General features: G+C 64.4%; 17 protein-coding genes and 9 tRNA genes. 6 read left to right on the top strand and 20 right to left on the bottom strand.

The genetic code is table 11. The features are described 5' to 3' along the window. Positions 1-17 precede the first annotated feature (17 nt). Positions 18-1,067, top strand: a complete 1,050-nt coding sequence (locus tag AC1KVE_RS08180; protein ID WP_184455183.1) for a glycosyltransferase family 9 protein — start codon at positions 18-20, stop codon at positions 1,065-1,067. A gap of 237 nt (positions 1,068-1,304) precedes the next feature. Here the strand turns inward: AC1KVE_RS08180 and AC1KVE_RS08175 are convergent, their stop codons facing one another. Together AC1KVE_RS08175 and AC1KVE_RS08170 are read right to left on the bottom strand one after the other, a co-directional pair. Beyond that, positions 1,305-1,709 (bottom strand): DUF6165 family protein, encoded by a 405-nt coding sequence (locus AC1KVE_RS08175; protein WP_039530440.1) that lies wholly within the window; start codon positions 1,707-1,709, stop codon positions 1,305-1,307. Between the two features lie 256 nt (positions 1,710-1,965). Continuing rightward, positions 1,966-2,056, bottom strand: a tRNA-Ser gene (locus tag AC1KVE_RS08170). Positions 2,057-2,253: 197 nt separating this feature from the next. Between AC1KVE_RS08170 and AC1KVE_RS08165 the strand changes: the two genes are divergently transcribed. Next, positions 2,254-2,958 carry a PP2C family protein-serine/threonine phosphatase gene (locus tag AC1KVE_RS08165; RefSeq protein WP_024938430.1) on the top strand — a complete coding sequence of 235 codons (705 nt, stop codon included), beginning with the start codon at positions 2,254-2,256 and terminating at the stop codon, positions 2,956-2,958. A 593-nt stretch (positions 2,959-3,551) separates the two neighbouring features. Here AC1KVE_RS08165 and dnaQ read toward each other — a convergent pair. From dnaQ to AC1KVE_RS08150, 3 genes are read right to left on the bottom strand one after another with little or no spacing between them, the layout of a single operon-like run. Continuing rightward, positions 3,552-4,286, bottom strand: a complete 735-nt coding sequence (dnaQ, locus tag AC1KVE_RS08160) for a DNA polymerase III subunit epsilon (protein WP_024938429.1) — start codon at positions 4,284-4,286, stop codon at positions 3,552-3,554. Positions 4,287-4,305: 19 nt separating this feature from the next. Next, positions 4,306-4,758, bottom strand: coding sequence for a ribonuclease HI (rnhA, locus tag AC1KVE_RS08155; RefSeq protein ID WP_184455180.1), 453 nt, complete (start codon positions 4,756-4,758; stop codon positions 4,306-4,308). Between the two features lie 31 nt (positions 4,759-4,789). Further along, a complete protein-coding gene (locus AC1KVE_RS08150; protein WP_024938427.1) occupies positions 4,790-5,446 on the bottom strand; it encodes a hypothetical protein in 657 nt (218 codons plus the stop codon). A gap of 12 nt (positions 5,447-5,458) precedes the next feature. Here AC1KVE_RS08150 and gloB point away from each other — a divergent pair, with 12 nt between their 5' ends. Beyond that, entirely contained in the window at positions 5,459-6,226 is a 768-nt protein-coding gene (gloB, locus tag AC1KVE_RS08145) for a hydroxyacylglutathione hydrolase (protein ID WP_184455170.1), read from the top strand. Further along, positions 6,223-7,407, top strand: a complete 1,185-nt coding sequence (locus tag AC1KVE_RS08140; protein WP_184455162.1) for a lytic transglycosylase domain-containing protein — start codon at positions 6,223-6,225, stop codon at positions 7,405-7,407. Before gloB ends, AC1KVE_RS08140 begins: the two co-directional genes overlap by 4 nt. 657 nt (positions 7,408-8,064) lie before the next feature. Here AC1KVE_RS08140 and AC1KVE_RS08135 read toward each other — a convergent pair. The 10 genes from AC1KVE_RS08135 to AC1KVE_RS08090 all read right to left on the bottom strand — a co-directional run bounded on the left by AC1KVE_RS08135 (position 8,065) and on the right by AC1KVE_RS08090 (position 17,384). Then, complete coding sequence (locus AC1KVE_RS08135; protein ID WP_102581887.1) at positions 8,065-10,035, bottom strand: peptidyl-prolyl cis-trans isomerase; 1,971 nt, start codon at positions 10,033-10,035, stop codon at positions 8,065-8,067. Positions 10,036-10,201: 166 nt separating this feature from the next. Beyond that, a tRNA-Asp gene (locus AC1KVE_RS08130) sits at positions 10,202-10,278 on the bottom strand. A gap of 95 nt (positions 10,279-10,373) precedes the next feature. Beyond that, positions 10,374-10,450: transfer RNA gene (locus AC1KVE_RS08125), tRNA-Asp, on the bottom strand. A gap of 28 nt (positions 10,451-10,478) precedes the next feature. Further along, positions 10,479-10,553 (bottom strand) — tRNA-Val (locus tag AC1KVE_RS08120). Between the two features lie 11 nt (positions 10,554-10,564). Continuing rightward, positions 10,565-10,837 (bottom strand): HU family DNA-binding protein, encoded by a 273-nt coding sequence (locus AC1KVE_RS08115; RefSeq protein WP_024938423.1) that lies wholly within the window; start codon positions 10,835-10,837, stop codon positions 10,565-10,567. 214 nt (positions 10,838-11,051) lie between these two features. After that, positions 11,052-13,523, bottom strand: coding sequence for an endopeptidase La (gene lon / locus AC1KVE_RS08110; protein ID WP_016904733.1), 2,472 nt, complete (start codon positions 13,521-13,523; stop codon positions 11,052-11,054). A 145-nt stretch (positions 13,524-13,668) separates the two neighbouring features. Continuing rightward, a complete protein-coding gene (clpX, locus tag AC1KVE_RS08105) occupies positions 13,669-14,955 on the bottom strand; it encodes an ATP-dependent Clp protease ATP-binding subunit ClpX (protein WP_003483788.1) in 1,287 nt (428 codons plus the stop codon). A gap of 125 nt (positions 14,956-15,080) precedes the next feature. Next, on the bottom strand, positions 15,081-15,707 hold the full coding sequence (clpP, locus tag AC1KVE_RS08100) for an ATP-dependent Clp endopeptidase proteolytic subunit ClpP (RefSeq protein WP_002806026.1): 627 nt from the start codon (positions 15,705-15,707) through the stop codon (positions 15,081-15,083). A 98-nt stretch (positions 15,708-15,805) separates the two neighbouring features. Further along, entirely contained in the window at positions 15,806-17,098 is a 1,293-nt protein-coding gene (gene tig, locus AC1KVE_RS08095; RefSeq protein ID WP_104608469.1) for a trigger factor, read from the bottom strand. A 201-nt stretch (positions 17,099-17,299) separates the two neighbouring features. After that, a tRNA-Leu gene (locus AC1KVE_RS08090) sits at positions 17,300-17,384 on the bottom strand. Positions 17,385-17,650: 266 nt separating this feature from the next. On the opposite strand from AC1KVE_RS08090, the gene AC1KVE_RS08085 reads away from it, so the two are divergent. Continuing rightward, entirely contained in the window at positions 17,651-18,946 is a 1,296-nt protein-coding gene (locus tag AC1KVE_RS08085) for a sensor histidine kinase (protein ID WP_104541546.1), read from the top strand. Between the two features lie 125 nt (positions 18,947-19,071). Here the strand turns inward: AC1KVE_RS08085 and AC1KVE_RS08080 are convergent, their stop codons facing one another. The 5 genes from AC1KVE_RS08080 to AC1KVE_RS08060 form a co-directional block, all read right to left on the bottom strand. After that, a complete protein-coding gene (locus AC1KVE_RS08080; protein ID WP_481092832.1) occupies positions 19,072-19,530 on the bottom strand; it encodes a hypothetical protein in 459 nt (152 codons plus the stop codon). A 201-nt stretch (positions 19,531-19,731) separates the two neighbouring features. Continuing rightward, positions 19,732-19,807, bottom strand: a tRNA-Lys gene (locus AC1KVE_RS08075). 84 nt (positions 19,808-19,891) lie between these two features. Next, positions 19,892-19,968: transfer RNA gene (locus tag AC1KVE_RS08070), tRNA-His, on the bottom strand. Between the two features lie 31 nt (positions 19,969-19,999). After that, positions 20,000-20,076, bottom strand: a tRNA-Arg gene (locus AC1KVE_RS08065). A gap of 42 nt (positions 20,077-20,118) precedes the next feature. Then, positions 20,119-20,195, bottom strand: a tRNA-Pro gene (locus tag AC1KVE_RS08060). Between the two features lie 152 nt (positions 20,196-20,347). Between AC1KVE_RS08060 and AC1KVE_RS08055 the strand changes: the two genes are divergently transcribed. Beyond that, positions 20,348-21,109 (top strand): Bax inhibitor-1/YccA family protein, encoded by a 762-nt coding sequence (locus AC1KVE_RS08055; protein ID WP_016902241.1) that lies wholly within the window; start codon positions 20,348-20,350, stop codon positions 21,107-21,109. Positions 21,110-21,125 lie beyond the last annotated feature (16 nt).

The following is a 21,125-nucleotide window of genomic DNA, read 5'->3' as shown; positions in this document are numbered from 1 at the left end:
TCGAGTCTAACAACACCATGGCTTCTACGCCCGCCTCGTTATGCCTGCTGCGCCTGTCCGCCCTGGGTGACGTCACCCATGTGGTGCCGCTGGTGCGCACCTTGCAGGCGGGGTTTCCGGCAAGCCAGCTGCATTGGATCATCGACAAGGCCGGGCTGAAATTGCTCGACGGCCTGCCCGGCGTGCAGTTCCATGCCTACGACAAGCGCACCGGCGTGGCCGGTATGCGCGCGCTCCGCCGGTCGCTGGCGCCATTGGGTCGCTTCGACGCGCTGCTGCAGATGCAGGTGGCCTTACGCGCCAATGTGCTGTCGGCCTTCGTGCCGGCGCGGCGACGGATCGGCTATGACCGCAGCCGTTCCAAGGACCTGCACGGCCTGTTCGTCAACGAACGCATCGCCGACCGCCCTGGCATCCACGTACTCGACGCCATCGGCAGCTTCGCGCAGCCGCTCGGCCTGACCCAGACCCAGGTGCGCTGGGACTTGCCGGTCCCCGACGAGGCGCATCGCTGGGCACGCGCGCAATGGGACGACGATAGCCGCCCGGTGCTGATGATTTCGCCGTGCTCCAGCCACGCACGCCGCAACTGGTATCCCGACCGCCATGCCGCGCTGGCCGACCATGCCGCAGCGCAAGGCTGGCGGGTCGTGCTGTGCGGCGGCCGCAGCGAGCTGGAACGCAGCACCGCCGATGCCATCGTCGCGGCCGCGCGCACGCCGGTGCTGGACCTGGTCGGCAAGGACACGCTCAAACAACTCCCCGCCCTGCTCGCCCGCGCCGATCTGGTGGTCACCCCTGATTCCGGGCCGATGCACATCGCCAACGCGATGGGCACCAAGGTGCTGGGCCTGCATGCGGCCAGCAACCCGCTGCGCAGCGGCCCGTACTCGGACGTGCGCTATTGCGTAGACCGTTACGACGCGGCCGCCCGCAAATACCTGGGCAAGCCGGCCGACCAACTGAAATGGGGCACCAAGATCGAATTCGACCAGGTGATGGCGCTGATCACTGTGGACGATGCAATCGCCGCATTCGAGCGTTATCGCAGCGATCATCCGCGCTGAGAATCGGCGTCGGATCGTCGCTCGAACAGGCGTTCAATCGCGGCGCAGCTGCGCGCTGCGCCGCGGTGCAGACGCCCAGGACAGCCGGGAAGCAGGAGCCAAACACCGCCGGCTCACGTCCGCGGCAGCCAATCACCGCGGTGCCGGCCGACTCGAAGTGTGGCGGCGCACCAGAAAGCGCCGCGCACCCACCGACCACCACGTGTATCGGTTACGCAGACCTGCAGTCAGCGGCTCTCAGACACCGCTAGCGCGGTAGTCCTGATACGACTTCTCTTCCACGTACGACGAACCCAGCGCCAGGTTGATCTCTTTCTTGATGCGCGCGCGTTCGTCGTTTTCGATATAGACGCTGCGCGCCAGCTGCACGAAGCTGTCGTCGAAGGTCTGCGCCTGCTCCTTGAGCCGGATGTCGTCCTCGATCACCCACAGCCGCTCGTTGACGGCCTTGAGCGCAGCACGCAGACGCACGATGTCGTGGCCGGCGGCCGGATGCGCCATCCAGCTGGTCTCCAGCGCGGACAGCTCGCTGCGCACATTGGCCAGCTTGACGGGGTCGCTCATGCGCTCGGACTTGATCTGCAGGATCGCGATCTTGTCGAGCAGCTCACCAAAGGACACGGGCACCAGGATCTCGGACATGACAGGCCTCCAACGGATATCGGGCGGATTGTAGCCAGCGCAGCAGCGCGCGGCGGCGACACATAAACAAAAGCCCCCTTGCGGGGGCTGATGCGAATCTGGCGGAGAGGGGGGATTCACTCGGCATTTCGTGCCTTCGCCCTGCGGGCGGCTTCGCCGTGCAGACAGCGCTGCTGTCTGTCGAACCCGGGGCTTCTCACCCCCCAATGCCGCCGGCGAAACTCACGCGGCACTGGCACAACTGCTCGCCTCAATCTGGCGGAGAGGGGGGGATTCGAACCCCCGAGGCGCTATAAACGCCTGCCTGATTTCGAGTCAGGTACATTCAACCGCTCTGCCACCTCTCCAGATGGTCCCCAGTGTCCCGGGGCCGTGCATCATACGGGCACCGGCGCCCAGCCACAAGCGGCCCGGGCCGGCATCGCCGGCACGATCGAAGGTCCGGGCGTGAACCCGCCCTGCGGCACCGGCGATCGGCGTGTTGCTGCGGGCCGGCCGCGCCGCGATGATGGTCACGCACCTCCTTCCTTGGCGACCCGCCCCCATGCTCGAATTCGGACACCTTACCCATGTCGGCCTGCGCCGTGACCTCAACGAGGACACGTACTACGGCGACAGCGAGCTGGGGCTGTGGCTAGTGGCCGATGGTATGGGTGGGCATGCCTGCGGCGAAGTGGCCAGCGCCCTGGCGCGCGAAACCATCGTGCGCGAGGTGCGCGCCGGCACCCCGCTGGCCCAGGCGGTACGCATCGCCGACGAAGAGATCATCAAGACCTCGCGTCGCTGCAACGACACCTTGCCGATGGGCACCACTGTCGTCGCTGCGCGCGTGCTGGGCCAGCGCTTCGAAGTGGCCTGGGTCGGCGACAGCCGCGCATATCTGTGGCGCGACGGCCGGCTGGCGCAGCTGAGCCAGGACCATAGCTATGTGCAGGAACTGATCGCCCAGGGCACGCTGACCAGCGAGCAGGCACGCGCGCATCCGCATCGCAACGTGGTGACCCAGGCGCTGGGCGTCACCGATCCGGTCCACCTCAATGTCGCCACCATGCAGGGTGAGCTCAAATCCGGCATGCAACTGCTGCTGTGCAGCGACGGTCTCACCGAAGAAGTCGACGATGCCGCGATCGCCGCGACCCTGTCGCAGGCCGATTGCAGCGCGCAGGAATGTGTCGAATGCCTGGTCGCCGCCGCACTCGATGGCGGCGGCTCGGACAACATCACTGCGATCCTGGTGCGCAGCTACTGAAAGCGGCCAACAAGGCCTAGCGAGCGCCCGGCTGGCGGTGAGCGCAGAATTTCGTTGGCCGCATATGGTTGGATGCAGACAAACGCCTGGTCGGTCGAGGGCGCGATGTCCTCACCGCCTGCGGACCACGCCGTCAATCTAGCCCTGAAGACTTCCTGGCAGCATCCAGGCCGCCAAGGATCCCGGAGGCGTCGAGAGCACTGCACCAGAGCGTGAGTCGGCTGCCTAGTTGAATACCATGCACACCGACCATCTCGACAAGTCCTTGCCCGCCCACCGTCGCGGGACCTGACGCGGCATGGATGCCGCGTAAGAGCCTACACGGACGTACTTGCGGCGTGTCCCGCGAGGGTCGGCGGGCAAGGGCCCTGCAGCCAGGCCGCAGATCACCGGCCTACAGCCAAGAGCAAGCTCATCGCGCTCCGCAATAGACCGGATCGAAGTAGCTGTTAGCCGCGCCAAGCGCTGACATCGAACCTGCACGGCAGCGCGCTACTCACGCCCAGAATCGCCAGGCTTCAGCGGCGCACTGCACCACTCCCACCACATCGCCGCCCCACGCGACAGCCGGACACCCGTTGCCGACAGCCGCACTACCCGGCAGCAGCCACCTCTTCAACCGGCGCATCCCACAGCGCGCGCCCGGCCTTCTTGCGCAGGTACGCCAGACGCGCCTCATGCGCCTGCGACTCCGACGCGGTCACCACCACCCGTGCGCGCGGCAACAGCAACGCCGGATCGAAGGTGATCATGCCCTCGCCATGCTCGCTGCGCTGGCCGGTATCGGCGCTGGCAAAGCCGATCTCTTCCTGGCCCGAGGTCAGCGCGATGTACACATCGGCCAGGATCTGCGCATCGAGCAAGGCGCCATGCAACTGGCGATGCGAGTTGTCCACGCCCAGGCGCTTGCACAAGGCATCCAGCGAGTTGCGCTGCCCCGGATAGCGCTCGCGCGCCATCATCAGGGTATCCACCACGGTGGCGCGCTCGACGATACGGCCGTAGTTGTCACCCAGCAGCGACAGCTCGTTGTCCAGGAAGCCCAGATCGAACGCGGCGTTGTGGATGATCAGCTCCGCGCCGTCAATGTAGGCCAGGAACTCCTCGACCACATCGGCAAACAGCGGCTTGTCGGCCAGGAACTCCAGGGTCAACCCGGTCACTTCCTGCGCACCCGGTTCGAAATCGCAATCGGGCTTCAGGTAGCGATGGAAGTTGTTGCCGCTCGGGCGCCGCTCCAGCAGCTCCACCGCACCGATTTCGACGACGCGGTTGCCCTTGCGCCATTCCAGGCCGGTGGTTTCGGTATCGAGAATGATCTGACGCATGAATCCTCTTGCTGATTGCTTACGCGGTTGCGCTGCCACCGCGCTGGGCGATGGCCTGATTGCGGGCGAGCACGTCGACGCGCTCGTTGTCCGGGTCGCCATTGTGGCCTTTCACCCAACGCCAATCGATGCTGTGGCGTTGCGTGGCCGCATGCAGGCGCTCCCACAGTTCACGGTTCTTGACCGGGTCGCCGCCGGCGGTTTTCCAACCGCGGCGCACCCAGCCGGACATCCACTCGGTAATGCCCTGGCGTACGTATTGCGAGTCGGTATGCAGCACGATCTGGCATGGCTCGGTGAGCGTTTCCAGCGCCATGATTGCCGCCATCAACTCCATGCGGTTGTTGGTGGATGTGGCTTCGCCGCCGGACAATTCCTTCTCGCGGCCCTTGTAACGCAACAGGGCCGCCCAACCGCCCGGCCCGGGATTGCCGAGGCAGGAGCCGTCGGTATGCACTTCAATGGATTTCATCAGCTTCTGGTGTTTGGAAAGTGGTCGGTCGTCAGATCGTGGCTACAGGCTGCGGCCAGCGCGAGGGCATCGCGATCGGGGTCGGCCCGATCGAAGCGGCGGCGCGCTTTTCCACTTCGAGCAGATACACCGCGCGCCAGGGTGCGCGATCGGTGCCGGTAACGCCACGCCCGGTGCGCCAGATCGGCCCCAGGTAGCGCTCGGTCTCCACGCATTGCAGCCCCGCACGCTGCGCCAGCAGCCGCCAGCGATCCGGCCGCAGCGCCACCGGACCGCGCCGCGCCCAGCGAAAGCGGTACGGGCTCAGCGGATTGAGCGTGAACAGCCATAGCCGTCCGCCCGGCATCAGCAACCGCTCGCATTCGGCCAGGAATTCCGCCGCGCCGCCCACCACCGCATGCTGCACCACGATGGCCTGCAGGCTTTCGGTCGGCAACGGAAACGGCATGGCGCAACGCGCATCGCCCGCAAAGCGGCCAGCGCTGCGAGTCAGCCGCAGCCCGCGCCCTTGCAGCAGCTCGCGCGGCGGCAGCTCGGGCGTCGGCGTCAGCCACAACCAGGGCTGCGAGGGACGCGTTTGCAACGCCGCAAGCGCCAATTTGCGCTCCAGCAGGAGCAGGCTGCGCCCTGCACCTGTTTCAAACCAGGATGAGACGCCAGCTTGACGGGAGAATGGCGTGGCAGGCATGGTCCCAATTCTATGCGACTGACCGCCCTGCCCGCATTCGACGACAACTACATCTGGGCGCTGGTCGCCAGCGATGGCCGCGCAGTCATCGTCGATCCGGGCCAAGCCGAGCCGGTGTTCGCCGCCGCAGAGCGCGAAGGCTTCAGCCCCAGCGCCGTCCTGCTGACCCACCACCATGCCGACCACATTGGCGGCGTGGCAGCGCTGCAGCAGCGTTGGCCGGACCTTGCACTGTACGGTCCGGCCGACCAACGCATCCCGGCAGATGCCCACCGGGTGGGCCAGGGTGATCGCTTGAGCCTGCTTGGCAACAGCTTCGATGTGCTGGAAGTGCCCGGCCATACCAGCAGCCATATCGCCTTCGTCACCGAACGCCATCTGTTTAGCGGTGATACCCTGTTCAGCCTAGGCTGTGGGCGGATGTTCGAAGGTACCGCTCCTCAGATGTTCGACGCGTTGCAGCGCCTGGCCTCCCTGCCTGGCGAAACACTCGTGTGTTGCGGCCATGAATACACCTTGGCCAATGCGGTCTTTGCGCTGCACGTCGATCCCACCAACGCTGCCTTGCAGCGCCGTCAACAGGAAGCCCAGGCCATGCGTCATGCAGCCCGTCCTACCCTGCCGATTTCGCTCAAGAGTGAACTGGCCACCAATCCGTTCTTACGCACCAGCAGTCCCGAAATCCGCGCTGCGGTGGCATCTCGCGCAGGTGGGGCAATTTCCTCTGAAGTTGACGTTTTCGCCGAACTTCGGCGCTGGAAAGACGAATTTCGCGCATGAGGCGCCTGCTTCTGGCAGTGCTGACCGCATCAGCGGTCATCGCACCCGCAGCCGCATCGTCCAACGACGCAAGCCGCTCCAAACCCGCAGAGAGCTCGATCGCCCAGACCGCCACACCCCAGGTGCGCAACGGTCGGGAGATCTTTTCGTCGTTCCTGGACGGTCGCGCCGATCCAGGCTGCGACAGCGAACATAGCGATACCCGCTGGGAACAACATTTCTCGCGCGCGCCGGCCCGTCTGGCAGACGACGCACAGGATGTCTTGCCGCTGTTCGGCTACGTGGTCGATGAATTGCGCGAAGCCGACATGCCGACCGAATTTGCGCTGATTCCGTTCGTCGAGAGCGGTTACCGCCCGGGCGCCCGCAACGGCAGTGGCCCCGCCGGCCTCTGGCAGTTCATCGCTACCACTGCGCGCAACCACCATGTGCCGGTTGGCGCGCAATACGACGGACGCCTCTCGGCAGTGGACTCCACCACGGCGGCGGTGCGTTATCTCAAGACGCTGTATGGCATGTTCGGCGGCGATTGGCGCCTGGCGCTGATGGCCTACAACGCGGGCGAGTATCGCGTGCTGCAGGCCATGCGCACGGCCGGGATGAACGCGCACAACGCTCGCCCGTCCGAATTGCCCGGCATGTCCAAGGTCACCTACGAGTACGTGGAAAAGCTGCACGCGCTCGCCTGTGTGCTGGACCATGCGCAGCAGCAGGGCAATCTGCTGACCTCGCTCGACCGCCCGGTACCGGTACTCACCGAACATGCATTGCCGGCCGGCACCAGCCTCAACGCCTTCGCCGGACAACGCGCCATCGAGCCGCAGCTGCTGGCCCGGCTGAATCCGGCGCTGGCCAGCGCGCGCGCCGCACCGCGCGGCGTGCATGTGCTCGCCCCGATCGCGCCTGCGCAGCCAGGTGCTACAGGTGCCGCGGTCGCATCTGCCGACACGGGCAGCACTGCGGACAACAGCGCTGCCACTCCCACGGTCGTTGCCGCCGCGACGACGGATGCCTCCAGGCCACAGGCGCGCACCACGCATACGGTCCGCAACGGCGAATCCGCCTGGGCCATCGCACGCCGCTATGGCGTGACAGTCACGACACTGCTGACCAGCAATGGCCTGGACAAGCGTGCCGTGCTGAAGCCCGGCATGGTGTTGTCGTTCGACGACACACCCTGACCTAAGCCGCCTGCCTCCGGCGCCGTTCCGGCGCCGCTGACACCACAGCGGCATGCTTTTCGTCGACCTTGCACGGGGAAGTTGAGCGCCGCGCTGCGCAGGCGTAGGTCGGCTGCGAAGAGAGCGCCTGACACTTACCTTTTGCGTGCGCTGCTTGCGACGCCGTATGGAATCGGAAACGGGCGTACTCGCAGCCGATTGGCCCGCTATCGTTGCAAGCCGACCGACATCGCAGTTGATCGAGCGCGCTTGCAGCGTCTGCCGCCAACCGACAGGCAGCCACCCGTAGGCGCACCAAACGCGCAACCCGAGACTGGCTTTTCTGGCCTGGCAGATTGGCCTGGCAGATCAGCGCGCTAAATGACGCACGTCTTTGCGACCGCACGCCTGCAAGCATGACGCGCGAAATCCGCAACCCCGGCAGACCTATCCCAAACGGATGGCAATACGCACGACGTCAGATCAGTTGCGGCGGGCCATCGCAGTGCCTGTGCCAGTTGCTGCGGGCATCCAGTGCCTGGTCCACGCGACCACAGACTCGCCGCAGCGCCAGCGGCGGGATACCCCACACGAACGCTGGCACCTGCCCACGACGGCATCGGCCAAAGAAAAAGCCCGGTTCCCCGGGCTCTTTCTCCACCAGTCGAACAGCAGCGGTTACAGCTGCGCCTCTTCGATCTGGATCTTGTAGCGCTTGCGCATTTCCTTGACGTACGCCTGCGCCGCATTGTTGCCGTCGATCTGGCTCAGCTGCTCGCGCAGCATGGTCTGCTGCTCGGCCGGCATCTGCTTCAGGTCGCCTGGGGTCGCCTTGTTGATGACAAACACCGCAAAGCGCCCGCCATCCAGCTCCACCTTGCCCACCGACGGCTTGCCGTCGGTCGGACGCGGCGCGCTGAAGATGGCGCGGTTTGCCGCCGGCGTCGGAATCGGCGCGGTGCGCGGCAAGCCCGGAATCGGCTGCACCTGCAACTTCTCGCTGGCGGCCAGCGCCTGCAGGGTCTCGCCTTTCTGCACACGTGCCAGCAACGCGTCGGCAGCCGCTGCGGCGGCCTTCTCGGTGCGGTCCGCGCGGACGGCGGCGATCACCTTCTCGCGCACCTTGTCCAACGGCAGGGCCGCCTCGGCGGTGTGGTTGGTCACACGCAACACCACGCTGTGGTTCGGACCGATGGTGATCGGATCGCTCACCGTGCCGTCCTGCACCAGCGTTTCGGAGAATGCCGAACGCAGCACCGCCGGATTGGCCGCAATACCGCTGGCATCGGCGCGCGAGAACGGACCCAACGTCTGCACCGGCAGACCGACCTGCTTGGCTGCCGGCTCCAGCGCGGTGGGATTCTTGTAGACCTGATCCACCAGCTTGCCGCTCACATCCGTAAATGCCTTGTCGGCATCGGCCTTGAGCTGCTCGGCGGCGAGCTGATCGCGCACCTGCTCGAACGACTTGCCCTGGCCGCCCTTGACCTCGCGCAGCTGGATCACGTGGTAACCGAACTCGCTCTTGATCGGGCCGACCACCTCGCCAGCCTTCATCGAGAACAAGGCATCTTCAAACGGCTTGACCATCGTGCCCTTCTCGACCCAGCCAAGATCGCCACCAGCGCCCTTGGAACCAGGGTCCTGCGAATTGGCCTTGGCCAATGCGGCGAAATCGGCGCCGGGCTGCTTGGCTTCCGCAGCCAGCTTGGCCGCTTTTTCCTCGGCGGCTTTCTGCGCGGCAGGATCGCTACCGGCGGTGATCAGGATGTGCGATGCCAGACGCTGATCCGGCTCGACAAAACGCGCCTTCTCTTCGTCATAGCGCTTGCGCAGCGTCGCCTCGTCAGCGGCGGTTGCCGGCGGCAACTTGGCGGCATCGAGTTCGACATACTCGATCGTCACCGTCTCCGGCTGACGGAAATCCTGGGTATGCCCGTCGTACCACTGCTTGATCTGTGCATCGCTGACCGGCGCGGTATCGGCGGCCGGTGGCGGCAGCATGGCCAGCTGCACGTCGCGCGTTTCGCCCATCAGCTTGAGCAAGCGCTCGAACTCGGCCTTGGTGGCAAAGCCCGACTCGGCAATCGCCTGCGGAATCACCGACTGCTGCAAGCTGTCGCGCACCAACGCATCGAACTGCGCCGGCGTGCGCGGCGGCGTGCCCTGCGCAAGTGCAGCGCGGTACTGGTCGGGGCTGAATTTGCCGTCGACCTGGAACGCCTGAATGCCGGCGATGTAATCGCGCACCGTCGCATCGCCGATCACGATGCCGGCATCTTCGGCACCCAGACGCACGACTTGCTCGTCGACCAACTGGTCGAGCACCTGCAATTTGTTTTCGCGGGATTCGAACGTGCGCGGATCGAAATTCTCGCCCTGGCGCTGCCGCTCCTGCATGCGTGCCTGCTCGAAGCGGGCGCGGAAATCCTGGGTACTGATTTCATGGTGCTGCCACAGCAGCGAGACCGGCCACCACGACGGTGCCGATTTCCACCATGTCGGCGGTGCCTGCACCTTGGCCACGTTATTGGCGCCAATGCCGCCGAGGTAGCTGTTGTCGATGACGAACAGGAACGGAATCATCAGCAACCCCAGGATGGCGGTAGCGATCCAGCCTGACGTCTTGTCGCGAAGTTTCTGCAGCATTGGCAAATCACGGCCTGTGGGCGAGCCGCGCAGTGTAACGCGCCTGACGCCGGGCACCCAGCCCAATCCCGCACCGCACCGGATCCGACATGGCTTTCGGCGCGCAATTGCCGCCATAGCGGCCAAAAAAAAAGCCCCCGGCACGGAGCCGAGGGCTTTGTATAACTGGCGGAGCGGACGGGACTCGAACCCGCGACCTCCGGCGTGACAGGCCAGCATTCTAACCAGCTGAACTACCGCTCCGCTTCAAACTTGGACTGCTGCTTCTCCACCATTTCCGCAATGCGAATCCGGTGGAGAAAACGAAGCCCCCAATCGCTCAGGGGCTTCGGTATAACTGGCGGAGCGGACGGGACTCGAACCCGCGACCTCCGGCGTGACAGGCCAGCATTCTAACCAGCTGAACTACCGCTCCGCGCTTGAAACATTTGCCTGGTGCTTAATGGTGGGTGCTGAGGGTTTCGAACCCCCGACCCTCTCCGTGTAAGGGAGACGCTCTACCGCTGAGCTAAGCACCCTAGCGAGTCGATTAGTTTACTGCATCCTTCAGGGCTTTGCCAGCCTTGAATGCAGGATTCTTCGAAGCAGCGATCTTGATGCTGTCGCCGGTCTTCGGATTGCGGCCGGTACGCTCAGCGCGCGCGCGGACCTGGAAGGTGCCGAAGCCGACGAGGGTGACGGCATCGCCCTTCTTCAGCGCCTTGGTGATTTCGCTCACAACCGCGTCAACAGCACGGCCGGCCTCAGCCTTGGAGATGTCAGCGGCAGCGGCAACGCCATCGATCAATTCGGTTTTATTCATTCTTGAAACTCCCTTTGCGGCAGATGCCGCGGAATCGACAATCGGCGCTCTTGCCGTTAGCGAAGAACCCGACACAAGTGGTATCGCATGACGCATCACAATTTGCCGCGCCCACGAGTCGTGCATTTATACCAGCGCCCCCAACCGCACGCAAGCCAAAACCCAATAACGACGCGGGTTTTGGCTTGTTTTGCCTGGGTTTAGACAAGCGGTTTTAGTGCTTGACGCGGGTACCGGGAGTAGTGCGCGACTTGCCGCGGACCGCAACCCGCGAAGCCGTCTTGCGGGCCTTTTCCTTGCCCGCCTTCTTCGGTGCCAACGGACGTTCCAACGCGAGATCCAGCACTTCGTCGATCCACTTGACCGGCACGATCTTCAGATCGCGCGTGACGTTGGCCGGGATGTCGGCAAGATCCTTGCGATTCTCGTCGGGGATCAACACGGTGCGAATGCCACCGCGCAACGCTGCCAGCAACTTCTCCTTCAGGCCGCCGATCGCCGACACGCGACCACGCAAGGTGATCTCGCCGGTCATCGCCACATCGGCGCGGATCGGCACCTTGGTCAACACCGACACCAGCGAGGTCACCATCGCGATACCGGCGCTCGGGCCATCCTTCGGTGTCGCGCCATCGGGCACATGCACGTGCACGTCCTGCTTCTGCAGGAAATCCACGTCGATGCCGAGTCGCTCGGCGCGCGAACGCACCACCGACAAGGCGGCCGATGCCGATTCCTTCATGACGTTGCCGAGCTGACCGGTCAGGATCAGGTTGCCCTTGCCCGGCACCAGCGTGGACTCGACCTGCAGCAGCTCGCCGCCGACTTCGGTCCAGGCCAGGCCGGTGACCAGGCCGATTTCGTTCTCTTCTTCGGCACGGCCGAAATCGAAGCGACGCACGCCCAGATACTTGTCGAGATTCTTCGCGTTGACCGTGACCAGGGCCTTGGGCTTGCCCTTCTTGGCGACCACCTTCTTGGCATCCGGCTGCGGGCCGGCAAGCGCGATCTCCTTGACCACCTTGCGGCAAATCTTGGCCACTTCGCGCTCAAGGTTACGCACGCCCGATTCGCGCGTGTAGTAACGCACGATGTCCTGGATCGCATCGCTGCCGATCTCGATCTCTTCCGGCTTCAGGCCGTTGGCCTTGATCTGCTTGGGCACCAGGTAACGCATGGCGATGTTGAGCTTCTCATCCTCGGTGTAGCCGGGGATGCGGATGACTTCCATGCGATCCAGCAACGGACCGGGAATGTTGAGCGAGTTGGAGGTGGCGACGAACATCACCTCCGACAGGTCCAGGTCCACTTCCAGATAATGGTCGTTGAAGGAGTTGTTCTGCTCGGGGTCGAGCACCTCCAGCAGCGCCGAGGACGGGTCGCCGCGGAAGTCCATCGACATCTTGTCGATCTCGTCCAACAGGAACAGCGGATTCTTGCTGCCGACCTTGTTGAGGTTCTGCACCAGGCGGCCGGGCATCGAACCGACATAGGTCCGGCGATGGCCACGGATCTCGGCCTCATCGCGGATACCGCCCAGGCTCATGCGCACAAACTTGCGGTTTGTCGCCTTGGCGATCGATTGCCCGAGCGAGGTCTTGCCCACGCCCGGCGGCCCGACCAGGCACAGGATCGGCCCCTTCATCTGCTTCACGCGCGACTGCACCGCCAGATACTCGAGGATGCGTTCCTTGACCTTGTCCAGTCCGTAGTGATCGGCGTCCAGGGTGTCCTCCGCGACCTTCAGGTCCTTGCGGACCTTGGTGCGCTTCTTCCACGGCACGCCCAGCAGCCAGTCCAGATAGTTGCGCACCACGGCCGCCTCGGCGGACATCGGCGACATCTGCTTGAGCTTGTTGAGCTCGGCCTTGGCCTTGGTCTCGACCGGCTTGGGCATGCCCGCCTCGGCGATCTTGCGCGCCAGCTCCTCCAGCTCGCCCGGCGCATCGTCCAAATCGCCCAGCTCCTTCTGGATCGCCTTCATCTGCTCGTTGAGGTAGTACTCGCGCTGGCTCTTTTCCATCTGCGACTTGACGCGGCCGCGGATGCGCTTTTCCAGCTGCTGCACGTCGATTTCGCCGTCCACCAGCCCGACCAGCAGCTCCAGCCGCTCGCCGATCTCGGTGATTTCCAGCAGGCGCTGCTTGTCGGCAAGGCGCACGCCAATGTGCGCGGCGATGGTGTCGGCCAGACGGCCCGGCTCGTCGATGCCGGCCAGGGTCTGCAGCAGCTCCGGCGGCAGCTTGCGGTTGGTCTTGACGTACTGCTCGAACAGCGACATCAGCGAACGTGCGATGGCCTCCACCTCGCGCGGCTCACGCGCGTCGCTGGCTTCGATCTCGATGCCCTGGCCCTGCAGTGCGCCATCCAGCTCGACGACCTTGTCGACGGTGACCCGCGACAGACCTTCGACCAGCACCTTGATGGTGCCGTCGGGCAACTTGAGCAGCTGCAGCACCTGCGCGAGCGTGCCGACGGTATAGAGGTCGCTGGCGGTCGGGTCGTCGGTTTCGGCCGACTTCTGCGCAACCAGCAGGATGCGCTTGTCCGCCTCCATGGCTTTTTCCAGCGCGCGCATCGACTTGTCACGGCCGACGAACAGCGGAATCACCATGTGCGGAAACACCACCACGTCGCGCAGCGGCAACACCGGCAGATCGAGAACTTCTGGTTGGGACTGGGCCATGGGGCGCTCCGCAGGAATGGGGGTTTTGGGGCGTAAAAAAAGCCGATGGCCCCGTTATGGGGCCATCGGCCAGGTGTTGCAAGTAGCGTTCGGAAACCCTTTATCCGCGAGCGAGGCCGGGGCCCGGCGCGACGGCATCCAGGCCTCAGTCGCCGGACGCGGCCTTGGCCGGCGCCGGTTGCGCTTGGTAGATCAGATACGGCTCGGATTTGTGCTCGATCACCGACTCGTCCACCACCACCTTGCTGACATTTTCCTGCGAGGGCAGCTCGTACATCGTATCCAGCAGCACCGATTCGACGATGGTGCGCAGACCTCGCGCGCCGGTCTTGCGCTTGAGCGCCTTCTTGGCGATCGCCGACAGCGCATCGGGGCGGAACTCCAGCTCCACGCCTTCCATGTCGAACAGCTTCTTGAACTGCTTGGTGATGGCGTTCTTGGGCTCGGTCAGGATCTTGATCAGCGCCGGCTCGTCCAGTTCCTCGAGCGTGGCGACCACCGGCAGGCGGCCGACGAACTCGGGGATCAGGCCAAACTTGATCAGATCTTCCGGCTCGACCTCGGCCAGGATCTTGCCAACTTCCTGCTTGCGCTCACTGCTCTTGACCTTGGCACCGAAGCCGATGCCGCCAGCATCGTTGGAACGCTGCTGGATCACCTTGTCCAGCCCGGCGAACGCGCCGCCGCAGATGAACAGGATGTTCTTGGTATCGACCTGCAGGAATTCCTGCTGCGGATGCTTGCGACCGCCCTGCGGCGGCACCGAGGCCACCGTGCCTTCGATCAGCTTCAGAAGCGCCTGCTGCACGCCTTCGCCGGACACATCGCGGGTGATCGACGGGTTCTCGCTCTTGCGCGAGATCTTGTCGATTTCGTCGATGTAGACGATGCCCTGCTGGGCCTTCTCGACGTCGTAATCGCACTTCTGCAGCAGCTTCTGGATGATGTTTTCCACGTCCTCGCCGACATAGCCGGCTTCGGTCAGCGTGGTGGCATCGGCGATCGTGAACGGCACATTGAGCAGGCGCGCCAGCGTTTCGGCCAGCAGCGTCTTGCCCGAGCCGGTCGGACCGACCAGCAGGATGTTGGATTTCGCCAGCTCGACGTCATCGTTCTTGCTGCGGCTCTCGATACGCTTGTAGTGGTTGTACACCGCCACGGCGAGCGTGCGCTTGGCGCGCAACTGCCCGATCACGTATTGATCCAGCACCTCAAGAATCTCGCGCGGCTTGGGCAGACTGGAGCGTGCCGACTGCGCCTTCTCTTCGAGTTCCTCGCGGATGATGTCGTTGCACAGCTCAACGCACTCATCGCAGATGAATACGCTGGGACCGGCAATCAGCTTGCGGACTTCATGCTGACTCTTACCGCAGAACGAGCAGTAGAGAATCTTGTTGCTGTCGCCGGAACGACCTTGGCGGTCTTCGCTCATGCTTCTGTTACCCAGTTACCCCACCCGATGCACGGGGGTTCGATTTCGAGAATAGCACAGGGTCGGGAGGACATCCGCCCAGCCCGACCCTGCCGGTTTTTCCTGCAATTTCAGCAATCTGGCGATCAAGACGGCTGGATCGACTCTTCCGGACGGCGTTCCAGCACCTGGTCGACCAAGCCATAGGCCTGCGCATCGACCGCACTCTTGAAGTTGTCGCGCTCAGTGTCGCGCGCAATCGTCTCCAGGGACTGGCCGGTGTGCTTGGCCAGGATCTCGTTCAAACGCGAACGCAGGGTCAGGATCTCACGCGCATGGATGTCGATATCGGTGGCCTGGCCCTGGAAGCCGCCCAGCGGCTGGTGGATCATCACGCGCGAGTTCGGCAGCGCATAGCGCTTGCCGGCCGCACCCGATGCCAGCAACAGCGCGCCCATCGAGGCGGCCTGGCCGACGCAGATGGTGCTCACGTCCGGCTTGATGTACTGCATGGTGTCGTAGATCGCCATGCCGGCGGTGACCACGCCGCCCGGCGAATTGATGTAGATGCTGATGTCCTTTTCCGGGTTGTCCGCTTCCAGGAACAGCAGCTGGGCCACGATCACGTTGGCCATGTGGTCGTCGATCGGACCGACCAGGAAGATCAGACGCTCCTTCAGCAGACGCGAGTAGATGTCATACGCACGCTCGCCGCGGCTGGTCTGTTCGACCACCATCGGCACCAGGTTCAGGGCTTTGGTCACAATGCTCATCAGTCTTCCTGTAGTGGCAGCGGCTTGCGCCGATGCCCGGGTTTGACATCCGCATCCCAGCCATCGGGATGCGGGTTGGTGTCACGCGGTCGCTTACCTTAGACCCGAATGGCGTCCTGGAACGACAGCGACTGCTCGGTGTGCTGTGCGCGCTCGGCGATCCAGTCGATCACCTGCTCTTCCATGACACGGCTCTGCAGTCCACTCATCAATTGGGGGTCGTTGCGGTACATCTCAATGACCTGCTCCGGCTCTTCGTAGGTCGAGGCGATCAGACGCAGCGTTTCGCTGACGCGCTTGGATTCCAGGCGCAGCTCGTTGCGACGGGCCACCTCGCCCACCAGCAGACCGACCAGCACGCGCTTGGCAGCCGCGTCCATGAAACCCTGATGGGCATCGGCCGGAATCTCGCCCGGGTTGCGGCCGCTGCGGCGGACCTGCTCGACCTGCTGCGCCAGCATCGAACGGGCTTCGTTCTCGACCAGACGCGGCGGCATTTCCACGTGCGCATAGGCGGCGATCAGCTGCTCGCCCACTTCGCGACGCAGGCGGTTCATCAGCGCGCCCTTGAGCTCGCGCTCCAGGTTGGTGCGGATGTCGGCGCGGAACTGCTCGGCATCGCCACTCTTCACGCCGAAGCTCTTGATGAACTCCTTGTCCACCACCGGCAGCACCGGCTCGGAGACCTCGACCGCCTTGACGTGCACCTGCACGGTCTTGCCGGCCAGCTGCGGCACGCGCCACTCGGCCGGGAAGTCGATGGTCAGGGTCTTGTCTTCGCCCTTGACCAGGCCTTCCAGGCCCTTTTCGATCTGGTCGAACATCACGCCCGAGCCCAGCACGCTGCTGCCGGTCTCCACGCCTTCGGCGGGCAGACGCTCGTCGCCGGCCTGCGACCAGGTCTCCAGTGCCACCAGGTCACCGACCTGCGCGCCGCGCTCGACCGGGTTCCAGGTGCGGCGCTGCAAACGCAGGTTCTCGATCATCTGATCGATGTCGGCATCGGTCACTTCGGCGGTATGACGCACCACCGACAGCTTGGCCACATCGATATCGCCAAAATCCGGCACCACTTCGAAGGTGGCCACGAAGTCGAAATCGCTCTCGCCCTGGTCGATACGCGGGTTGCCGGCCAGACGCAGCGAATGCTCCCGCACCGCCGAATCGAAGGTCTCACGCAGCAGGCCTTCCATCGCCTCGGCACGCACCTGCTGACCGAAGCGCTGCTCGATGACCTTGGTGGGTACCTTGCCCGGGCGGAAACCCTTGATGCGCGTGGTCCGCGCAAGTTCGCGCAGGCGGCCACCGACATGCGTCTCCAGGCGCTCCTGCGGCAGGGTGAAGGTCAGGCGGCGTTCCAGATTGCCGGTGGATTCGATCGATGCTTGCATGTTGACTCCTGCCACCGACTGCACAAGCGTCGGCACGAGATGGAAGATGCGGGTTGACGGATGGCGAGAAAGCCGCCGAGCCTTGTAGTTTCGCCGATAACGGCGGCCGCTGCCAGCGGAATACGCGTCACTGCGCCGCGCAATGGAAAGCCCCCAGGCCTGCGGCGGGAAGCGGCCGGAACACGCACGGCCGCACTGCATTGGTGCGAAAGGGGGGACTCGAACCCCCACGCCTTGCGGCGTCAGAACCTAAATCTGGTGCGTCTACCAATTCCGCCACTTTCGCGATGCTGCCAGCCCGGCCATTGTTGCAGGGATGCCGGGAAAGAAAAAGCATCGCGAGGGCGATGCGGCTGGTAGAAACAGGAGCCGGCTTGCGTGCCTGCCGCCCGCACGGGCAGCACGATGCAAGGCGGCCCTGAATCCGACACACTAAAGGTAAATGCATTCATCATGCCACCCGGCCTGGCGGCGTACCTTCCGCCCCGCTAGCGCTGGGTAAAGCCTAGGTTCGCTAAAATTCCGTTAACACCAGTAGAGGCAGTCATCGCGATGAGAGATCGGTATCGGCAGATCGTGGCCCTGTCCCGCGACTGCATCAAGGAGATCGACCTCGATGGGCGGATTACGGCCATCAACGTCAATGGCCTGACCGAGCTTGGCGCCAGTCATCAGGATCAACTGATCGCGCGGAAGTGGCGCGACCTGTGGCCAGCGGAGGCAGCCGGGCTGGTGGATGCGGCCATCGCCGGCTCCCGTGCCGGTTCGATCCAGGAATTCGAGGCCGCCGGCGTGAACTTCGCCGGCGTGCGCCAGATCTGGCAGGTCGTCACCAGCCCGCTGTTCGATGCGCTTGGCAAGGTCGAAGCAATCCTGGCGGTGAGCAGGAACATTTCCGACCGCCGCGCGCTGGAGACCGCGTTTCGCACACTGGATTCGACCCTGGCCGCAGAGCGCGCGTTTTCCAGCGGCGTGCTGCGCATGGCGCGCGCGCGCGAACATTCGCTGTCGAGCGAACTGCACAGCCTGCGCGACCTGCAAGAGCGAATCGAAGGCGACCTGGACATTGCGCGCGCCGCACAGAGCGCTGCCGAAAAGATTTCCGAGCAGGCGCAAAAGGGCGAAGCGGTAGGACAACTGCTGGCCGGCGTGGTGCACGATTTGAACAACGTGCTGCAGGCGGCAACCTCGGCCATCGAACTGGTGGTACAGCGCGCCAGGATCGATGCGCACGATGCCAAGCTGTTGAGCGTGGCCGACGCGGCGCTTCAACATGGCTCGGTCATGGCACAGCGCCTGGTCGGGTTTTCGCGGCAATATCCGTACAGCCCGGAATCGGTGGACCTGGCTGCCTTGACCGAACAGCTCGGCCCCCTGCTCGAACAGGTGGTCGGCGCGGATCTGCAATTGCAGCTGCGCACCACCGAAGGTGGATGCTGCGCAATGGTGGATCGCCACACGGTGGAACGCGCCATCCTGAACCTGGTGATCAACTCCCGCGATGCCTGCCAGGGTGGCGGCGTCATTCGCGTGGAGACCGGCGACGCCGTGGTCGCTGAAGAACAGGCCAGCCTGGCCAGGCCGGCCGGGCGCTACGTCACCATCGCCGTGGCCGACAACGGGCATGGCATGGATGCGCACGTGCAGGCGCACCTGTTCGAAGCGTATTTCACCACCAAGGATGCCGACAAAGGCGCGGGCCTGGGGCTGGCGCAGGTGTACAGCTCGGTCCGTCAGGCAGGTGGCTTTGTCGAAGTGACATCGGCGCCCGACCAGGGCGCATGCTTTACGCTGGCGTTCCCACGCATGCAGCAGAGCGCGGCGCCCGCGCCCGCCGCAGCGCCGTAAGCGGCCACGGCTGCAGTTGCCCATCGCCGATCCGGCGTAGCGCATCGCTTCGGGGCCGTCAGCGCCATCCAGGGCAGCAAAGAACCTCTTCCTGCGCGTGCTGATGGACGTTGCCTGACGGCCCGTCACCTCGCGCGAGGCGACACTGCCAGGCGCGACCACATCAGCCAGACAAGCACGGCGCAGGCGCCACCTGCCGCCAACCCACACTGCAGCAGCGTCAGCATGACCGTGCGGTCGGCCATCATCGACCAGCCGCCGATGATCGCCAGCAGCAGCACGATCACCCCGGTCGAGAGCAGACCGCTCAACGCACCGATGCCAACGTGGACCAGCAGGTTTGGCGGGCGCCCACGGTACCGCCAGGCACAGATGCGCGCACACAGCCATCCCGCCGCGGCGCAGGCAATCACCGGCAACACCAGGCCGTAGGACCAGGCAACGATCAACAACGCGGTCAGCAGGTCGAACCGGGTCAACAGCACCAGGCCCAGCAGCCCGCCGAGCGGAGGACCGACGATCGCGAAGACGCCAACCTGGCCCAGGATCGAATGCCGCAATGCTCCGGACACAGCAGGCCTCATGTGCGCTCGCTCGACCGGGCAGCGACGACCGGTGGCGATTGCGCACCTGACACAAGCCAGACATCGTGCCCGGCCGAGATCAGCACTGCGTTGCCGCGGCCGCCGACCGAGACGACAGCGAAGCTGCAGCCGATTCCTTGCGTCATCTTTTCCTCAGCACAAAAAGAAAAGCACCTAGGCAGATGCCTAAGTGCTTTTGTTTGGTGGGCCGTCAAGGATTCGAACCTTGGACCTATTGATTAAGAGTCAACTGCTCTACCAACTGAGCTAACGGCCCTGAAACTGGTCGCACATTGTATGCGCGTTTTTGCGTCGTTGCAACACCCCGCGATGCATCGGGTCCAACTTTTCCTGCAATCAGTGGGGTGGCTGAGGGGACTCGAACCCCCGACATCTGGAATCACAATCCAGTACTCTAACCAGCTGAGCTACAGCCACCACTGAAACCTACTTCCTACCGCACCGCCGATGGCGCGCCCGACAGGACTCGAACCTGTAACCGCCGGCTTAGAAGGCCGGTGCTCTATCCGGTTGAGCTACGGGCGCCCGGACCGAACTTTGCATTCCCACGCCGTCAAGAGCTCGGAATGGTCGGGGTAGAGGGATTCGAACCCCCGACATCCTGCTCCCAAAGCAGGCGCGCTACCAGACTGCGCTATACCCCGGCGGGACCTTTCAATCCCGAAGGCTGGAAAGGTCGGCTATTTTGGGAATGATTGGCCTTGCTGTCAATCACTCTGTGTAAATCGGACGATCCGGTATCCTCGCGGCATCGCTCGCCAAGTCGGCAGGCATCTACATTTCATGGAGAACACGCATGCGTAGCGGCAATCCCGCCCTTCGGGAATCCACCTTCCTCGACCTCGGCTCCGGCTCGGTAGTCACCCGCGATGGTCAGGCGATGACGCTCAACGGCACCGTCAACAAGACCGGCCTGCTGTTGCTGATGGCGGTGGTCACCGCCGCCTTCGCCTGGTCGCAGTCGATCGGGGCCGATGGCGCTCCGTTGCCTGCCGCGCGGCTGTACATGATCGCCGGCGCGATCGGCGGGCTGGTGTTCGCGCTGGCGACCAGCTTCAAGCCGACCTGGGCCCCGGTCACCGCGCCGCTGTACGCGCTGGTGGAAGGCTTCTTCCTGGGCGCGATCTCGGCAGTCTACGAGGCGCGTTTCAACGGCATCGTGTTCCAGGCGGTCCTGCTGACCTTCGGCACCATGTTCGCGCTGCTGTTTGCCTATCGCAGCGGCATGATCAAGGCCACCGAGAACTTCAAGCTGGGCGTGGTGGCAGCCACCGGCGGCATTGCGCTGGTGTATCTGGCGACCATCGTGCTGGGCCTGTTCGGCGTGCGCATCCCTTTCATCCACGACTCTGGCCTGATCGGCATCGGCTTCAGCCTGTTCGTGGTGGTGGTGGCTGCACTGAACCTGGTGCTGGACTTCGACTTCATCGAAAGCGGTGTCGAACAGGGCGCTCCCAAGCACATGGAGTGGTATGGCGCGTTCGGCCTGATGGTGACGCTGGTGTGGCTGTACATCGAGTTCCTGCGCTTGCTGTCGAAGTTGCAGTCGCGGAATTGAGCGGGGAATCGAGCGT

This window comes from Xanthomonas sp. NCPPB 2864, from assembly GCF_056675615.1.
This window is presented reverse-complemented; position numbering and strand designations above follow the sequence as displayed.